Annotated in this window: 23 protein-coding genes; 10 read left to right on the top strand and 13 right to left on the bottom strand. The window is 59.7% G+C overall.

The window, feature by feature from the left end; all coding sequences use genetic code 11:
* Positions 1–18: 18 nt before the first annotated feature.
* The 4 genes from IPM54_30735 to IPM54_30720 form a co-directional block, all read right to left on the bottom strand.
* Positions 19–1,074 carry a hypothetical protein gene (locus IPM54_30735; GenBank protein MBK9264164.1) on the bottom strand — a complete coding sequence of 352 codons (1,056 nt, stop codon included), beginning with the start codon at positions 1,072–1,074 and terminating at the stop codon, positions 19–21.
* Entirely contained in the window at positions 1,075–2,016 is a 942-nt protein-coding gene (locus IPM54_30730) for a hypothetical protein (GenBank protein ID MBK9264163.1), read from the bottom strand.
* 204 nt (positions 2,017–2,220) lie between these two features.
* Positions 2,221–2,886: a hypothetical protein gene (locus IPM54_30725; protein ID MBK9264162.1), complete on the bottom strand. Its 666-nt coding sequence runs from the start codon at positions 2,884–2,886 to the stop codon at positions 2,221–2,223.
* Complete coding sequence (locus IPM54_30720) at positions 2,879–3,331, bottom strand: hypothetical protein (protein ID MBK9264161.1); 453 nt, start codon at positions 3,329–3,331, stop codon at positions 2,879–2,881. The genes IPM54_30725 and IPM54_30720 overlap by 8 nt, the downstream gene beginning before the upstream one ends.
* Positions 3,332–3,408: 77 nt before the next feature.
* On the opposite strand from IPM54_30720, the gene IPM54_30715 reads away from it, so the two are divergent.
* The 4 genes from IPM54_30715 to IPM54_30700 all read left to right on the top strand — a co-directional run bounded on the left by IPM54_30715 (position 3,409) and on the right by IPM54_30700 (position 5,420).
* Entirely contained in the window at positions 3,409–4,152 is a 744-nt protein-coding gene (locus IPM54_30715; GenBank protein MBK9264160.1) for a hypothetical protein, read from the top strand.
* A 358-nt stretch (positions 4,153–4,510) separates the two neighbouring features.
* Positions 4,511–4,879, top strand: a complete 369-nt coding sequence (locus IPM54_30710; protein MBK9264159.1) for a hypothetical protein — start codon at positions 4,511–4,513, stop codon at positions 4,877–4,879.
* Complete coding sequence (locus IPM54_30705) at positions 4,872–5,138, top strand: hypothetical protein (protein MBK9264158.1); 267 nt, start codon at positions 4,872–4,874, stop codon at positions 5,136–5,138. Before IPM54_30710 ends, IPM54_30705 begins: the two co-directional genes overlap by 8 nt.
* A gap of 51 nt (positions 5,139–5,189) precedes the next feature.
* Positions 5,190–5,420 (top strand): hypothetical protein, encoded by a 231-nt coding sequence (locus tag IPM54_30700; protein ID MBK9264157.1) that lies wholly within the window; start codon positions 5,190–5,192, stop codon positions 5,418–5,420.
* A gap of 27 nt (positions 5,421–5,447) precedes the next feature.
* Here the strand turns inward: IPM54_30700 and IPM54_30695 are convergent, their stop codons facing one another.
* Complete coding sequence (locus IPM54_30695) at positions 5,448–5,669, bottom strand: hypothetical protein (protein MBK9264156.1); 222 nt, start codon at positions 5,667–5,669, stop codon at positions 5,448–5,450.
* 25 nt (positions 5,670–5,694) lie between these two features.
* Positions 5,695–6,345 carry a hypothetical protein gene (locus IPM54_30690; protein MBK9264155.1) on the bottom strand — a complete coding sequence of 217 codons (651 nt, stop codon included), beginning with the start codon at positions 6,343–6,345 and terminating at the stop codon, positions 5,695–5,697.
* Between IPM54_30690 and IPM54_30685 the strand changes: the two genes are divergently transcribed.
* Positions 6,344–6,535: a hypothetical protein gene (locus tag IPM54_30685; GenBank protein ID MBK9264154.1), complete on the top strand. Its 192-nt coding sequence runs from the start codon at positions 6,344–6,346 to the stop codon at positions 6,533–6,535. The two genes, IPM54_30690 and IPM54_30685, sit on opposite strands and share 2 nt — an antisense overlap.
* Before the next feature lie 32 nt (positions 6,536–6,567).
* On the opposite strand, the gene IPM54_30680 is transcribed toward IPM54_30685, so the two are convergent.
* The 3 genes from IPM54_30680 to IPM54_30670 are packed head-to-tail and all read right to left on the bottom strand — an operon-like array spanning position 6,568 to position 8,445.
* A complete protein-coding gene (locus IPM54_30680) occupies positions 6,568–7,314 on the bottom strand; it encodes a phytochelatin synthase family protein (GenBank protein MBK9264153.1) in 747 nt (248 codons plus the stop codon).
* Between the two features lie 24 nt (positions 7,315–7,338).
* On the bottom strand, positions 7,339–8,073 hold the full coding sequence (locus IPM54_30675) for a hypothetical protein (protein MBK9264152.1): 735 nt from the start codon (positions 8,071–8,073) through the stop codon (positions 7,339–7,341).
* 9 nt (positions 8,074–8,082) lie between these two features.
* Complete coding sequence (locus tag IPM54_30670; protein MBK9264151.1) at positions 8,083–8,445, bottom strand: hypothetical protein; 363 nt, start codon at positions 8,443–8,445, stop codon at positions 8,083–8,085.
* A gap of 29 nt (positions 8,446–8,474) precedes the next feature.
* On the opposite strand from IPM54_30670, the gene IPM54_30665 reads away from it, so the two are divergent.
* Genes IPM54_30665 through IPM54_30655 form a run of 3 tightly spaced genes read left to right on the top strand, consistent with a single transcriptional unit; the run spans position 8,475 to position 11,228 of the window.
* A complete protein-coding gene (locus IPM54_30665; protein MBK9264150.1) occupies positions 8,475–10,175 on the top strand; it encodes a c-type cytochrome in 1,701 nt (566 codons plus the stop codon).
* The gene (locus IPM54_30660; protein MBK9264149.1) at positions 10,172–10,696 is read left to right on the top strand and encodes a hypothetical protein; all 525 of its coding nucleotides are present in this window, start codon (positions 10,172–10,174) and stop codon (positions 10,694–10,696) included. The genes IPM54_30665 and IPM54_30660 overlap by 4 nt, the downstream gene beginning before the upstream one ends.
* Positions 10,641–11,228 (top strand): hypothetical protein, encoded by a 588-nt coding sequence (locus IPM54_30655; GenBank protein ID MBK9264148.1) that lies wholly within the window; start codon positions 10,641–10,643, stop codon positions 11,226–11,228. The genes IPM54_30660 and IPM54_30655 overlap by 56 nt, the downstream gene beginning before the upstream one ends.
* A 5-nt stretch (positions 11,229–11,233) precedes the next feature.
* Here IPM54_30655 and IPM54_30650 read toward each other — a convergent pair whose 3' ends face one another.
* From IPM54_30650 to IPM54_30640, 3 genes are all read right to left on the bottom strand, one after another.
* The gene (locus IPM54_30650; protein ID MBK9264147.1) at positions 11,234–11,962 is read right to left on the bottom strand and encodes a penicillin acylase family protein; all 729 of its coding nucleotides are present in this window, start codon (positions 11,960–11,962) and stop codon (positions 11,234–11,236) included.
* Between the two features lie 112 nt (positions 11,963–12,074).
* Positions 12,075–13,307: a penicillin acylase family protein gene (locus IPM54_30645; GenBank protein ID MBK9264146.1), complete on the bottom strand. Its 1,233-nt coding sequence runs from the start codon at positions 13,305–13,307 to the stop codon at positions 12,075–12,077.
* On the bottom strand, positions 13,243–13,671 hold the full coding sequence (locus tag IPM54_30640; GenBank protein MBK9264145.1) for a penicillin acylase family protein: 429 nt from the start codon (positions 13,669–13,671) through the stop codon (positions 13,243–13,245). Before IPM54_30640 ends, IPM54_30645 begins: the two co-directional genes overlap by 65 nt.
* Before the next feature lie 849 nt (positions 13,672–14,520).
* On the opposite strand from IPM54_30640, the gene IPM54_30635 reads away from it, so the two are divergent.
* Entirely contained in the window at positions 14,521–15,633 is a 1,113-nt protein-coding gene (locus IPM54_30635) for a tetratricopeptide repeat protein (GenBank protein ID MBK9264144.1), read from the top strand.
* 23 nt (positions 15,634–15,656) lie between these two features.
* On the opposite strand, the gene IPM54_30630 is transcribed toward IPM54_30635, so the two are convergent.
* Positions 15,657–16,028: a hypothetical protein gene (locus IPM54_30630; GenBank protein MBK9264143.1), complete on the bottom strand. Its 372-nt coding sequence runs from the start codon at positions 16,026–16,028 to the stop codon at positions 15,657–15,659.
* A gap of 81 nt (positions 16,029–16,109) precedes the next feature.
* Between IPM54_30630 and IPM54_30625 the strand changes: the two genes are divergently transcribed.
* A complete protein-coding gene (locus tag IPM54_30625; protein MBK9264142.1) occupies positions 16,110–16,499 on the top strand; it encodes a hypothetical protein in 390 nt (129 codons plus the stop codon).
* The last annotated feature ends 60 nt before the right edge of the window (positions 16,500–16,559 follow it).

Genomic DNA, 16,559 nt, shown 5'->3' with positions numbered 1-16,559 from the left:
ACGCGCCACGCATCTTGCTCAATAACAACAAAACGTCGTTTCGTTCATCGGCGTCACGCTCCCCATCATCGCGCCTCCCGTGACCGCGCACGTCGCCATCAGCGCCGTCATCGACACGCCCGTTTGAAACCCACTTCCCATGACACAAGCACCCACCGGTTCCACCGGAATACCCGTTCCGGCGCATGTCGGATCGTTCGGGAAAATCGAATACGTCCCGCCCTCGCACGCCGTCGTGCATCCGCATGGCGTGCAGCCCGTTCTATCGTCCACATACGATTCGAATGCATAAAGAGCCAGCGGCCAATCGCCCGGACACGCTTCATGCCCCGCGCGATACACGCATACATGCTCGGCATTCGCCACATTGTCGCTCGCAACGCACGTCCCGGATGCGTCGCAACCGCCGCCCGTCGCCATTCCAATCGAGCACGCCGTGATTGTCGTCTCCATTGGCGGCTTCATGGTCGGACTGCCCATGTTCGCCGTGCACGATCCGATGACGGTCGGCGCGTTTTGCACCATCGCTGAAGAACCGAAGACCTGCTGGCATTGATTGGGCGCAATCGGACCCACCGGTTGCGGATTGTTGCACGTCATGTCGAAACCAAAACTCGTCGCGAGCTGCGCCGGGCTGCATTGAACCCCCGACACGTCGCACGTGCATGCATCGCACGAATCCATCGCCGGGTTTTGATAATAGGAGGTTGGTGTTGCACCTCCTGCACAGGGTGGCGCATTATCGCCAAATGGAGTGACCGCGATCGTGACGATGCCATTGAATCCAGCCGGGACTTCGGGGATGCACGTGTATTTGCTCGAGCAATCCGTATCGGCGCAATCCGTTTGCCCATCGCCGTCGTCGTCGGCACCATTCGTACAATCTTCGGCGCCTGGCATGCCCGACGAGCTCCCCGATCCGCTGCTCATCGTCCCCGACGCTCCTGAAGGTGCGCAGTTTGCCAAGTCTTCGCACGTTGGATCGGAGACGCATCCAAGGAGACTCGAAAAGCCCAACCATCCCAGGACGAACCATGATTGAAATGGCCGCATGACGTACCTCGCGTAAATCATTCAAAAACTCCCCCGCATTGTCAACGCGGCGCCCCCGGCAAGGGGCAAAAACGTTACCGTCGTGTCTTTTTTCTTTGCAGCATCCGTTCGGACGGGCAACACCAGCGCCGTAATGGCTACGCCCATGCCAACGGCTCCCGCGATGAATCCCACTTGCGTTAGGCGCCAGGCATCGTCGCGATCTTGCACCAGCGTCGCGATACGTTTGCAATCGCCAATGTCCGGCGTCACGGCGCATTGAGACGATCCCATTGGAAAAGCCGCCACGATCTTCGCGCGTTCGTCTTCCGTGCCGCTCGCCGATGCGGCCGAACCAATGCCCATGCCCAGGCCGCCGATGCCTACGACTCCGCCTGCAATCGTCATCGCAATGCGCCATCCGGGCCATTTCGTCGTTTTCGATGGTTCGTTCGGTGGCGGGGTCGTAGCGGCCGGAGTTTCCAGCTTCAATTCGACCGTCGATTGGTTTGCTGCCGCGGCGTGAATGCTCGTCATTGCTTCGGCTTTGCCGAGGCGCGCTTCGACGAGGTGATTGCCAGGCTCGACGAACACTGGATTGACGGCGGGATACTTTCCGATGACGAGCCCATTGACGCTGATCTCCGCGCCCGCTTCGGTTTTGATATCCAGTATAGCGACCTTCGCCAGCGCTGTTTGAAGTCGTTCTTCGAGCGCTCCGCGACCTCCTTGCGCCCCTTCTTGCTCCATTTGGTCGAGCTGCGCTTGAAGGAGCTTTACGGCCTGCACATTTTTCCCGGTATCGAGGTAGCAAGTCGCCGCGCGCGCGACGAGCACGGTTCGAGGCGCGTCGCCGGCTTGCAGGATGGCTTCGCACGAGGTTGCTGCGGCGCCGTCTTTGGGTTTTTGCGCATGCGCATCGGCGACCGCGAGCGTCGCGACGAGCGCGATGCTGCTGCACATCCACCACGATTCAAGCTTCATGTCGTTCTCCCCGGTACGCGCGACACTACCGGAAAACGGAGAAACCTGGCAAGAAAAAGACGAGCAACAAAAGTCTCGTAGGCACTTTCGATTACACGCCGTTCGTCGAAGCGGGCGGACTGGGCACGGCGACGCAGGTATTCGGGAAGGATCTGCGGGGCATTTTGAAGGAGCTGAACGACGTATTGGCGGCGTGATGGCTGCCTACTCCGCCTTCTTTTTGCGCGGCTTTGCAAAGCGTGCGAAATACGACTCCACCCGCGACGGGTCGTGCGGATACTTCTTCGACAGCTCCGCATAGAGCTTCTTTCGCTCTTCGACCCACCGGACCTTTATTTCTGCCAAGACCTTGTCCTGCAAAAACGCGAGTTGCGCTTCCACTTCCGCGCATGCAGCATCGGCGGCCTCCACTGCTTGCACGCTTGCGAGCAGCTTGTCGTGAAATTCTGCGTGCAGCGCATCGAATCCTGGCTTGGCCTTGTCCTCGTCGAGCGTTTTGATGATATCGCGTACGAGCTTCGGTTCCGCCTGGCGCGCATCTGCCTCGGTGACCGCTCGCAGTCCTTGGGGGAAATACCGTCGATATCGCGGATCGTCGCGGTTCTTGTCGACCATGTCGAGCAGCCGCAAATCGAAGGAGCGCACGATCTTGTCGACAGCGCGATCGCGCACGATGATGACCGCCTCGTGCTCCTCGACCGTTTCCTCCAAATCTTCGCTCGCACGGTGCTTCGTTTTGAGCTCCTGTTGAACGGCAGCGAATGGAACCTCCATCCCGGTGGTTTCGGGGTCCGCTCGAACTGCGGCGACGCTGAATGCGCCTCGAGGGATGTACTGCGAGGTAGCTGCATTTTCGTGAGGTTTATCCATGACAGCCATAATATCGGAAGAACGATGTGCTGGGCAACAAAATTGCGACGGCGACGTGCATGGACACAACAAAAAGTGATGACGGCTTGCCGAAACGGGTGCGGAAGGCGGTTGGTGACGACTTCGGCATGCCGAAACGGGTGCGGAAGGGCGTGGGTGTTGATTTCGGCATGCCGAAACGGGTGCGGAAGGCGGTTGGTGTCGACTTCGGCATGCCGAAACGGGTGCGAAAGGGCGTGGGTGACGATTTCAGCATGCTGAAACCGGCGCAGAAGGCAGTTGGTGTCGACTTCGGCACGCCGAAACCGGCGCGGAAGGCGGTTGGAGACGACTTCGGCTTGCAGAAGTGTGCACGAAACGATGTTGGAAACGATTTCTGCATGCGGAAATGGGAAAAGATGCACGCGCCTGACGACCGCAGCACGACGGGAGTATGAAGCATCACGGTTCTGCTGGGGCACGTCACGCAAAGTTGCCCATGGTGACGCACTCGTGATTGCCTCGACGTGACGGAGGGACGTCATGCGGGTTCGTGGAGCTTTGTCAGGCGCGTTTGCTATTGCTTCGATACTCGTGCTGACGTCGTTCGGTTGTGGCGGCGCGCATGTCGAGCATCGGCCATCGAGCGGCTTCTTCGATGCACCCGATCAAGCGACCGTTCCTGAACACACGGTTGAAAGTTTGAAGGAATGCGTCCGGCAACATGCGGGCGAGTTGACGACATACTCGCACGAGACGCGTTTCACCGTCGACTTGACCGCCGAGGGCACCGTTTCCAAGGTACGGCTTGGCAAGTCGACGCTGTCGAGCGGTGCGATGGAATCGTGCATGATGCGGGCGCTCGTGGAGATGTCGATCCCGCCGTTGGCGATCCCGTTGCGATCGTCCGAGCCGTTCTCGGGCGGCGAGTGGATGCGGCATTCGAAGGAGCCGTTGGGGATTGCGCAGGCGGCCGGTGGCCTCGCCGCACTGGGGCCGATCATGATCGTGGCTGCTGGGGTGACGATAGCGGTGTACGTTGCCGTGGTGACGGTTGACGAAACGGCGGAAGCGATCAAGCGCTGGCGTCGCATCGAAAACTTGTGCATGCCTTGGTTGAACCAGTGCCTCATGGACAACAAGCAGCCGAGCTGGAACATCGGCGATTTCGGTACGGAAAAGGATTGCAAGTCATGTTTTTACGAGTGCAAACATAGAGGCGGCCACTGGCCAGACTACAAGTGTCCCCGGCCCGGTTATCGTCCGCCCGGTCTCAGTTCGAACTGACTCGAGTTTCGGAGTGAAACATGAAGCAGTCTTCCCATGAAACTCCTCGTACTTGTTGGTCTTGCAAGGAGAACGAAGCGACGGAGCCATTTGCGTACGCTGGTCGTCCCACACTTGTATGCGCAAGGTGTCGCGAATGGCTCGAAGCACGCGACAAATTGGAGAACGTTTTGCGGCACAACATGGAGTTGGAGGAACGCGGGCAAATCGATGAGGCGCTCGCGTGCTTGGATGCCTTCATGGAAGCCCACCGTCATTGCGATCATGATCTCCAGTTTGCGCGACGCGTGGCTCATTTTCGCGCAATGACTTTGCTCGATGCGGGGCGATATACCGAGGCGGAACAGGCCTGTGCTGCTTGGGCGCAGCTTGGGTTTGCCAACGCATGGGAGCGCCAGGAGCACGGCTACGAAAGGCGCAAGCGCTCGATGCTCTGGGACGGCCCCGAGAGGCACTGTCCGCACTCGAAGAAGCGTTTGCCCATCGAGACCAGCTTTTTCTTGGTGTAGCGGAGAAGCTCGTTGCCCTGGTCGACCTTTCCGGGAAACTCGGACAACCCGTCGACCCGAAATGGCAAAACCTTGCGGATGCGGTGGCTGAAGCGTACGGGGTCGAGATGCCCACCCGTGACTCGCTTGGAGAAACCATTCGTGCGCTTGCGGAATCAATTCGTGACATGCTGCCCATGCGTGCACGAGATAATTATCAAGAGCCAACGCATGGATGAGGAAACAGCTCGACAAATCGTCGCTCGATTGCAAACCTGCGTCAACCTCCTCAGCGAGGTCGTTCAAATTGCGCATGCAAACTGTGGCGACGAGGAAGACCGCCTTGTGCGCCGAGGCGTTGGGTACGTTCTTTCCGAGATGCAGGATCGGCTTACGGATCCCATTTTCCGCGAGCATCCGGATCTCATTCCGCAAGGCGTGGACTATGAACCGATGGCAGGTCCAACCCTGACGGAGATGGTCAAAGAGTCGGGCTGACGGTCATGGAGCCCCGGATTTCGGTTTCAAGTTCTGGAACTGCGTGCGACGATGTATGCTGAGATGAAAAGAGACGTTGCCGAAACGATCAACCAACTGATGCTGGAGTACGGGGCAAAGCTGAATGAGTCCGTGCGGCTGGTCATGGAATCAAGCAGCGCGGCCGAGCTCGAGGGATATCGGGCCGCAGTGGGTCAGATCATGGGGACGATGCTCCTGGACATCATGGAGCCGATTTATAGAGAGCATCCGGATTTGAAGCCGCCCGAGCTCGAGGATTGAAGTGCAATGGAGTCGACGCGTGGACGCTCACCTCATTCGCACCAGCTCCATCAGCCGATTCACCTCGTCGCCGAGCTGCTCCTGCAAGGACCCGACAATGCCGCTCGACGCGGGGTGACATTCCACTTCGTCGATGAGGGCCCGTATGCACGCCGCCTGCATGCGTACGGCATTGCATGGCGGCGCGCCCGAGCTGTTCGCTTTTTCGAGAATGCCGTCGACGACGGCAAGTGCGGATTGCGCCACCATGATTGCTTCTCCCTACGCTCGCCGATTACGGGGCCTGCGTGTCGCCAGCATTGACAGCGCCCGCGGTGTCCGTGTCGGGAACCGCCGCGGTGTCGTGGTCCAATGCCGCGCATTTCCACGCGCAAGCATTCTGCCCGCATACGTACTTGCCCGAGCACACGCCCGGCGGAAGTGCCTGCACCGTGCATTCGCGGTCGTTGCTGCACCAGGCAATCCCCGGATCCTCGAGCACGAACCATTCCGATCCCTGCACGAGCGGACGAAGACGGAGCTTGTTCTCCGATATCGCGTACTCGTATCGCAACGGGACCGAGCCTGTCCTTTCGAGCTCGAAGTAGGTGCGCGATTCGCGCGTATACAGCTTGAACGCTCCCTCGTGAACAATGGGGTCACACGGGGCATTGACACACGTGACGGCCTCCGCCGAATGGTATCGACCATGCGTCATCAAAACGAGAAGGTCGAAATGCCCCGGGACTTGAGGACCCCTCCACGTACCATAAAGCTGCGACGCGTTGGGATCGGGACGGGGGAGACTTTGCTCGACCGCGCCGACGAATTGCTCATCGGCCGGCTTGTCTTGCTCGGGATCCCCGCCGGAACAACCCGCAGGCGTGCAGCCGACCGAAATGAGTGCAAGAGGCAAGGCCATGAGGATGTGTCGAATGCGCAGCATGAGAAGTCTCCTTGTTCCGTATGTCGGTGACTTCGGCGATTGCATCGACCGTGCCAGACTTCGTCTGCTTCGGCAATTCGCTGAAATTGCCGCAAGTCGCTCCTCGGGCTCCGGTTCGGCGCACGAGCAGGCGCAATCGGTGCACTTCGCACGCGCCGAATGCGCGTCGCCTGCGGAGGCTCAATGTTGAGGCGGGAAATTCGTGGGCAATGCGCCCGGGCGTCACGGTTGTCGGCGATTGCCATTGACCGCTGGACGCACGAAAAGAAAGCCACGTGAATGTCCGGATTCAGAATCGGGCGTCTTCATGGCATTCCAGAGTTTCTCGGCTTTCACCCAGACCGGCGGGTATTTGTAGCTCGCCACATCGAGCACCAAGAATCGATCACTTCCCGAGTGATAAGCAGATACCGGCGAGATGTGTCCCAAGGGCGCTTGGCCGACCTCGGAGCGCTGGTAATTCACGATGAGGAAATCGCCGGGCCTGCGCAAATTGTCCACTGCAAGCTTTCGGAATTCTTCGAGTGACGAGGTTTCGGCAAGGTGCACTTTCGCATCCGCACCATGACATGCCATCAGCCGTCCGAGCGATCCGAGCGGCATTCCGCCGAAGGTGACGCGAAACGACGACCTCACCTCGGCGGTGCAATCGTTGAAAAAGCTCTCCTGCGTCAGTTGCAATGGTGGCAAAAACGAATTGAGGACGGTTACCGCACTGGCAACTCCGCACCAGCTCGCTTTTTGCTGCGTCTCGAAATGGGCTTGGAGCGCGTCGGTGTCGGCTTTTGCGTCGCTTTCCGCGAGCAGCGTCTTGCCTTCGTCGGATTCGAGCGAGACGAGCTCCGGGGGCAAAGGGAGGCGCTCGTTTACGGGGTTCGAGATCCTCCAATAGAGAAGGCCAAAACCGGCGCTGCCGAGAGCAACGAGGCTCGTGCATGCAATGACGACGATGCGGCGTGTTTTGCGCATGAGATGATTCGCGGCTCGTGCGTCCTAAAAGAATCGCCGCGACGACGCCGCCGCAGCTTGATAACGACGCGTCACGTCGCGCACGGCAGCCGCGAGACGCTCGTCGTCCGATCCGAGCTGCACGGTCTGAATGCCTGTGTCTTTCGGCATGGGAGCGCAATAGCCGTCCCATTCACACGCGCCGCTCGAACATTGCGAATGACTGGTGCAGGCAGGACGCGCAACGGCATATGCAGGACAGCCTGGGAAATCGGGCGGGCAGTCGGCAGGATCATGGCATCGCAATGGTCGGAATTCGCCCGGCAATGATTGGGCTCCGCCAGGGAGATTGCGCACGATGGTCGCGACATGCGGCCATTCCGAAGAACCACTGCTGACGACGGGTTGTCCCGCTGAATCGAGGGCCAAGAAGAAATATCGCGTATCTCCCGTGACGGTACTGACTTCGCGACAAGATACTTCGCCGCTCCACGCTTGGCCTTCGCGGTCGAGTTCCATGACTTTCCATTCGTGCGTGCCCCACATGAGTACGAATACGAGGACATGCTGGGCACCATATCGAGCCGGCAAACGAACTCGGAGCGGGAGCGGCGTGAGGATTTCTTGCACTTGAACATGCTCGACGACAGGCACGGGCGGGCCTGGATCGGCAACGACGGGTGCGGGTGTGGATGTGCATGACGTCGCGAGCATGGCGGAGGCGACGGCGGCTTTGTACGTGGCGTTTGCGCTGGGCCAGGGCAGGGAAGTTCGTCGCATGGATCGTGCTTACCATAACCCGCTCGGCGCGTACAGCTTGGGATGCGCGCGATGGAATCGCGGAAGATGTGTTGACGCAGGAATCGCCCCGAGCCACAAGGCGTTGGAGCGACGATCCTCAGCCTCCATCACACACATGCAATCTCGAAAGCATTCACTTTTCATCTCGCTTGCCGCGCTCACGGTCACATCGGCGACATTGCTGGTTGCGTGCAATACGACGAGCTCGACGAGCACATCGCCGGCGGCATCGGTTACGATTGCGGCGCAAGCTTCGGCAAAGCCCGTGACGCCGCCTCGATGCGCTGCAAAGTCGCCCAAACGTATAGCTCGCGCGGCGGATGCAGGGGCCGCGAGTGCATCGGTGGACATCGTGCGAGCGGGGGCATTTGTTGGCGCTGGTGGCCGATCACGATGAACGAGCGATTCACACGGTGGATGTGGAATCGATGCGGCAGATTGCGGTGACGCCGCTGGGTGGGCGTCCAGGGCACGTGCGGGTGCTCGCGGATGGTCGAATTGCGGTGGCGCTGCGCGATACGGGGGATGTGTTGCTTTTGGAAGCGGCGGACGATGCAATGCAGAAGCCGCTGGAAGAACGCTGCAAGGTGCGTGTTTCGGCGGTGGAGCCGTGGGCATTGGCGGAAACGGGGGACAAGCTTTTGGTATCGAGCGGGTTTGGCGCGGCGCTGACGGTGCTGAATTCGGGGGACTTGGGGGTCGTGCGCGTGGTTGCGCTTTCGCGCGAGCCTCGTGCGGTGATGGTGGTGAACCAGGGCAAAACGGCGTTCGTGACGCATGCGGTCGGGGGAATCGTGTCTGCGGTAGATTTGGAGAATGCGTCGAGCAGAGCGGAGACGGCGTCGCTTCAGGCGGGAAGGCGGGTGATGCCGAATTTGAATGGATTCGACGACAAGAATCCACGCAAAGCAACGCAAGGGTATGCGCTGGCGCGGGTGGATGGGCTGCGCAAAGACGGCTTGCGCGATGCATTGCGGATTTTCGTGCCGCATACGAGCGTCGATCCGGGAGCCGAAGCTTCCGTGACGACGGGTGGTTATGGAGGGACCGGAACGGGACCGCGGGCCGTTGCGCAAATTGTGAGCGTGGTGGATCCGATTGCAAAAAAATCGATTACGAATCACGTGGACGGGATGTTTCACGGGCCGAGCGCGCAGGATTGCATGCTTCCGCGAAGCGCGGCGGCGGATGACAAGAGTCTGTTCGTTGCGTGCATGGATATCGATGCGGTGGTCGAATACGACCCGTGGGTGGGCGATCCGACGGTTGCCGAAAAACATCGATTCGTCGTGCCCGGTGGTCCAGGTGGGCTCGTGATGGATGAAAATGGCAAAACCGTCGTGGTGTGGTCGGAGTTCGACAGAGCGGTATCGCGCATTGATCGCGAGGCGAAGAAGGTCGAGTCGCTGGTGTTGTGGCAACGTGCGGGGGAAAAGCGGGATGCGAAGGTGGATCGGGGTCGGCGATTATTTCACACGTCGCGTGACGCGCGTCTTGCACAGGCGCGGGCGTGCGCGAATTGCCATCCCGACGGGCGTGACGATGGGCTGGTATGGACGAGCCCCGACGGGAAGCGACAAACGATGATGCTTGCCGGGCGCATTGAAGGAACGGCACCGTATGGGTGGTTCGGCGAGCACAAGGACGTGCGGCAACATGTAAAAGATACGCTGCAGCGGCTGGGAGGAACGGGGTTGAGCGATCCGCCGTCGGCTGCGGATTTCGATGCATTGCTTGCGTTCGTTGCATCGATTCCGGCGCCGCCGATGGCGAAGGCGGCCGATGAAGAGCTCGTCAAACGAGGTAAAGAGGTGTACGCATCGTATTCGTGCGACACGTGTCACAAAGGGGGCGGCACGGATCGAATTGCGCACGATGTTGGAAGTGGTGTGAAGGGAGAGCGCAGCACATTTTTCGATACGCCGTCGCTCGTGGGAATTCGCGGGAGTGCGCCGTATTTTCACGACGGGCGTTATGAAACGCTGGAGGCGCTGCTTTCGGAGAAAAACCAGCGCATGTTCAGCGGTGTCATTTCACCGGCCGACAAAACCGCGCTCATTGCATACTTGGAGACGTTATGAGGATCGTCGCTTCAATCTTTGCAATGGGGGCGCTCGTTCTGGCAGCGCGTAGCGCAGGTGCCGAGGAAGCGATATCGCCGCCACCGGGATGGGAGGTGCCGCCGGTAGCACCCGAGCCCAAGGAAAAGCCTGCGAAAGAGAAGAAAGCGGTTGGTCCTGCGTGCTGCGCATTCGATCAAACGTGTTGTTCGCGTCAAGCCGATATCGACAAGGCGGTGCGACCGCGCGTGGCCGTTCGGATCATCGATGTGCGCGCTGCGGATTTGCCGGAGGCAATGCTAAAGGAAGCGGCGGAAGGGGAGCCTCCGATTGAGGGAGCGCCGCCGGTGCGGCTGATCAACGAGCAAGGTCAGCCATTTCCCATGGTCGTCGCCACCGACGCAAATACGGATGTTGCCCCCTGGGCCGATGGGCGAGCTTGCGTGGAATTCGGAATGGCCTACGCCTTGTTTCGACGAGGAAGAATTGCGGGGCCTCGGATGGGGCGAAATACACAATACCCCCGAAAAGGGGCCGTATAGCAACGACGCGGAGATTACGGGGAAAGTCGAGTACGTTTCGATCAAGCAGGGGGAAGGGGACAAGCTTTTGATTGATATCGTCAAAGGCAAGGTATTGGGATCACCAGCGATCAAAGCGACGTATTACCAGCACGTCGAAGCGATGAACGTGGCCGACAAGGTGGTGCATGCGTATCGCGTGACGACGAAGGACAAGGACGCGACGACGACGTGGGTGAACTTCTTGTTGCCGGAGGTGATCGAGGGGTTCGAGTCGCCGGACGCCAAGCATCAAGGTGGTTTTTTTCCGAGTCGTTTTTCGCGACACTGGTCGTATTCGCTGTATCGATTGCCGTATGGACCGGGGCGAAGCAACCTGGCCACGTTTCGGCTGGACGATGATCAGAAACGCCGTTGGATTGGGGTGGCGAAAACGCGGCCGCCAAAGATGATGTCGCGAAACATGGTGGTATCGGTGAGCCAAACGGCAGCGGAGAGCGAACCTCGGGTGCGGGTGATGTTTTTCGAGGATTTTGTGTTTAGCTTCTTTTGAGGCGTTTACTCCACCGCGCCCGGCCTTTCCCATACGAGCTCGTAGCTCGATTCCGCCTTGGCATCGACTTCGGCTTTTCGATACGCAAAACGTCGATAGCGGCCATCGCGCCAATCGGACATCCAATCGGAAGCGTGCGGGCTATTCGGATCGGCGACGTTGCCAAGGGGCGCATTGAACCAAAGCTCGGGCGTGCCATCTTCGGCAAAGGTGCCCGTCGTTCGCACGAGCGGGCCGAAACGGGATTGCCACTGTTGCGCCACCGCACCATCCGCGTCGTAAAAGACGCTTGGGGATACATTGAGCGTGGTCTCGCCGCCATTCGTGGGAAGCGTCCCCGAATCGATTCCCCTACCGAACGAGTCCGCGAAACTCGTGACGTGCACGTCGCCGAATTGATAGCCGGCGGGATCGACGCTGCCAAACCTTGCCTCGAGCCATTTGGCTGTTCGATCGAGTGCGCGAAGCACGACGAGATCGCGTCCTCCTTGCAAAACGCCGTCGCCTTTTGGATACGCGCCCCCGAGCGCCAGCGGAGCCAATTTGAGCATGTACACCGCTTGCAATTTCATCGCTTCCTGGTAGACGAGCGGCACGTCGTCCGCCACCGCTTCCTCGGCGAGTAGATGCGCAAACGCGTGGAAAACGAGCGCGCCTGGAGAATCGATGCGCACGCGGCGATCCCACTTTACGTTCAGCAAATCGACGAGCGTGTCCAAGTCCGCGCGGCCCATGAATTCTGCAAGGGATGGGTCGGTAGCAATGTTGGCGTGCGCGGTGGAAAGCAATGGCAAAAGATCATCGGCGAGGCTTTCAGCAAATCGGTCTGAAGCGATTGCATGTCCGCTAGGGTTGCATTGCCCGCGCCCACGAGCTTTTCGATTTCGGTCGACGCGCGATCCGCTCGCCAGCCAGCATCGAAAAACGCACCGTAATACCAAGGATCGTCATCGATGCGACCATTCGCCGTGAAACCGAATGGATCGTTGTTGGCCGTGACGATCCAGCCTCGCTGGGTGGCGCGGCTTCGAGGAAGTTTTTCACGTGGCAAAAATGCGCCGGTCCACGCCGTTTCCGGGTCTTCGCCATCGAGCACGAGCCACGGTTGTCGATTGCTCGAAACGCTTCGCACGGGCACGTCGAGCCCCACGCGGTACGTAATTCCCTGGGCATCGGCGGCCACCAAATTGAAATCAAGCTTTCCGCCTTGTCGACTTCGGCCTCGAATTCCGCAATGGAATCGACGCGGTTGATGCCAAGAAGCCCCCGGACTCCGCGCGGCCTGTATCCGGTCCACCCGAGCAGCAGTGATCGACCCGGTGATGCAACGGGGACCGGCGTGACGAACGAAGGCAGAATGACGCCTACTTGCCCGAGGTCCTCGAAGGTTTCCGTATTGGAATCGCCCTGTCCGAGGGGCATTCCTGGTTTGCGTATCGCAATCACTTCGTCTCGCTCGACGATGGGCACCATCATGCCGCCGTACCGAATGGCGCCGTTTTCGCGAACGACCTCCCAAACGTCCATGACGTCGGCGAATGACGTGGTTGCCGTCCACATCACGCGCTGGGTTTGTCCGAGTGAGATCCCGGGCACGGCTGAAAATGAAAACCCTGCAACATCGAGCGTACCGCCTTGGTCGGCGCTGTTCATGTGCAGCGCGTAAAACATGCCAGGCACGTCGAAACCTTGGTGTGGATCTCCTGCAATGAGCGGACGACCCGTATCGGTGAAACGACCGTCGATTGCCCAATTGTTGCTTCCGAGTACGCGACGCCGAGGCAGTCCTGACATCGAAGCGTGTTCAGAGCTGAATTCCGGTTTTTCGGTGCACGAGGCGGTTCCATTTAAGGCTTCGCAGGCGCCGCCCCATGCGCCTTTGCCCATAGGAAGGCCTTCGGGCGGTACTGTAAATCGTTCGCGCATGGGTCGAATCAATTCGATGGAATCGAAAGCGGCGGCATGCAATCGTTTGGCAATGGTGGCGAAGATTTCCCGATCAATGGACAAATCATTACCAAATCCTGTCATTTTCGCGACGACGAGCGGGTCTGTTTCGTCCCAAAGCTCCGGGCGCATAATCGAATCTGTCCGGACCGAAGCCGTGCGGCAGCGGCGCCTTACCTTCCCGCACTTCTCGAATGCGGCGATTGACGCCTTCGACCCAGGCGACGACGAGGCGATACGATGCAGGGTCTTGTTTTTTGAATTCGGCCGCATCCGCGCGCCCTGCGTCGCGCCATCGAAAGAGTCGCGCAAGCCGATCATCCTCGTAACTCGATGCGCCGAGCACTTCGGATTGCCTTCCGAGCGCCGCGCGCCTGGTCATATCCATTTGAAAAAGCCGATCGACGGCCATCTGATAACCGGCGGCGTAAAACGCGTCTTCGTCGGACGATGCGTAGATGTGCGGAATACCGTCCTCGTCGACGATGATCTTCATGCTCGTCCGCACGAGATCATCGGCACATCCGAGTGATGACGCAGCAAGTAGGCAAAGCGATATGGAGGCAAGTCGAAAGGTCGTCGTGTCGCATCCTCGGCAGCAAAGTGGACATGAAATCGTTCGGGAGTCAAAGGAGAATGGAAAAAGTTGCCTTTACCGCCACCGAAATCGTTCGCGGGAGCTGGATGGGCTTGCCGCTCATGGCATCTGCCCCACGCTTTCGGAGAAATTCGACCGCAGCGAGATCGGAGACAGAGAGATGCGCAATTCATCGAAAATGACGATATTGATGTTGGCGAGCGCTTTGGCTGTCCCAATGCTCGTCGCTGGGCCGGTGACGGCGGATGGCGCGCTTCATAGCCACGATAGCGTGGCGTACGAGGGTGGCGCAGCGCCGCTTCTCGAGGGGATGGGGTCGTGGAGTCGCCCGATTTCCACGACCGTGCCGCTCGCACAACGTTATTTCGATCAGGGACTTGCGCTGACGTACGGATTCAATCATGCCGAGGCGGAGCGAAGCTTTCTCGCTGCGGCGCATCTCGATCCGACGTGCGCAATGTGTTACTGGGGTGCAGCGCTGGTGCTCGGACCGAACATCAATGCGCCCATGAACGACGCCAACGTTGCGCGAGCTTACGACCATATGCAGCGTGCAGCGGCGCTCATGGAACATGCGTCGCCCGTCGAACGAGCGCTCATCAAGGCGCTTGGGGTTCGTTATGCGCAGGCGCCCGTTGCAGATCGTACGCCTCTGGATCGAGCGTATGCCGAGAACATGCTCGAAGTTGCAAAACAATTTCCGAATGACGTGGACGTCCTCGCGCTGACCGCGGAGGCGCAGATGGATTGGCGCCATGGAATTATTGGGCCGACGACGGATCGCCGCGCCCGTATACGCCGGAAATCGTGGCCACGCTGGAACGTGCAATGCAGCTCGAACCAATGCATCCTGGTGCGCTGCACTATTACATTCACGTCGTCGAGGCATCGCCGAAGCCTCAGCGTGCGCTCGACGTGGCCGATCGTCTGGCGCACCTCGTGCCGGGAGCCGGACATCTCGTGCATATGCCGGCGCATATTTACATTCGCACGGGTCGATATCACGATGCGTCGCTTGCCAACGAGCGTGCGATTGTCGCGGACGAGCGGTATGTTCCTTATGCGGATCCGAGCAATTTTTACTTGCACATGTACCGTTTGCACAATCCGCACTTTTTATGGGCCGCCGCGACGCTCGAAGGCCGCTCCGAGGTTGCGATTCGCGCGGCGCGCATGGCTGCGGACATGGCCCATGGTGTCCTCCATTCGGGACATGGGGCGGGTATGGAGGTCATGATGCAGCATTTTGCTGCGAGCCCGATTTACGCGCTCATTCGGTTTGCGCGTTGGGACGAGATCCTCGAGGAGCAAGCGCCACCGGAGAGCCAGGCGTATTTGCGCGCCGTTTGGCATCACGCCCGAGCCATTGCATATTCACGCCTCGGCGACCAGGAAGCCGCATCGGCCGAGCTCGCCGAATTGGAAAAGCTGGCGGAAACGCCTTCGCTGGCGACGGCGACGGTCATGGGGGTCAACCCGGCGAGCGACGTGCTTGCCGTGGCCGTGCACGTGACGCGGGGCGAGCTCGAGGCGGATCGCGGGGATCTCGATGAAGCCATTACGCATTTCGAGCAGGCGATCGTTTTGGAAGACAAACTGCGGTACATGGAGCCGTCGGATTGGCATTACCCGGTGCGGCAAATTCTGGGCGACGTGCTGCTTCGCGCGGACCGGTTTGCGGATGCGGAGCGCGTTTTTCGAGAAGATTTGGTAAAACTTCCCGAAAATGGGTATTCGCTGTTTGGGCTGGCTACGGCCGTCGAAATGCAGGGCAGGCAGGAGAAAGCCGCCTCGATTTGGCAAAGGTTTCACGAAGCATTCGCGCGGGCCGACGTGACACTGGAATCGTCGCGACTTTGAGCGCCTGATCGCAGGTCACTCGCTCAGTCCTGCAAGCACGCACCGAGCTCGCTGCCGCATTTCTGCGACACGCAACCAAGACACGTTTGATCCGGCTGACCGCCTTGGCAAATGGTGCCGCACTCCATCGTGCAATTCTGCTGGCATGCGCAGGCGTACAGCGCGCCGATCAACTGCGCCGAACCATCACACGGTTGACCCAAGTTTCCTTGCAACAGATCGCTACATGACGAGCACGTGGGCATACCGCTGGAGCTCGAGCTGCTCGAACCGGAATCGCACAATCCGCCGCAATCGTTCGTGCACGATTTGCATGTGCAGTCGTAAACCGGTTGTCCTTGGGGACTTTGCTTCAAGCACTCGTCCGCACACGCCTTGTCCGTGCAGTTTTGCATGCACTGCACGAAACCGATACAGTCTTGTCCGCAAGCAAAGATCTCCGTTTGGCACGCGTTGAAGGCGCACGTTCCACACGCTTGCGGATCGACCATGCCCGAGCTGTCGAACTGCTCGAACTGCTCGAGCTACCTGAGCTGCTCGAACTGGAGCCTGCGCGGCGCCGGCTTGCCGCCAGCGCCCCGATGCCACCGGAGCCGCCTTCGCCACCGGCGCCGCCATTGGCGGTCGGCTGCGTGCTCGCAAAGAGCGACTCGGCTTCCAAGGCGCAGCCGGCAGCAAGCGCCGAAAGTCCCACGGCCGAGACGACGATTCCCAAAGATGAAGACAAACGCATGAACAAGCCTCCTGGGTCGACGCATCCTAGAGCAACAAGCGGTTTGTTGACAGGGCAAAATCTGGGGGTATGGGGGGCAGCGCGAGGCGAGCGTGCAGATCTTGGCTTGGTGTCGAACCGATCGCTGCTCTAGCACTACTCCGCCACTTCGTTGATTGGCTTGGGGCTGATTTCTCGGCACCGCGGCACCCCG

The sequence above is a fragment of the Polyangiaceae bacterium genome (assembly GCA_016715885.1).
Taxonomy (GTDB): domain Bacteria; phylum Myxococcota_A; class Polyangia; order Polyangiales; family Polyangiaceae; genus Polyangium.
This window is presented reverse-complemented; position numbering and strand designations above follow the sequence as displayed.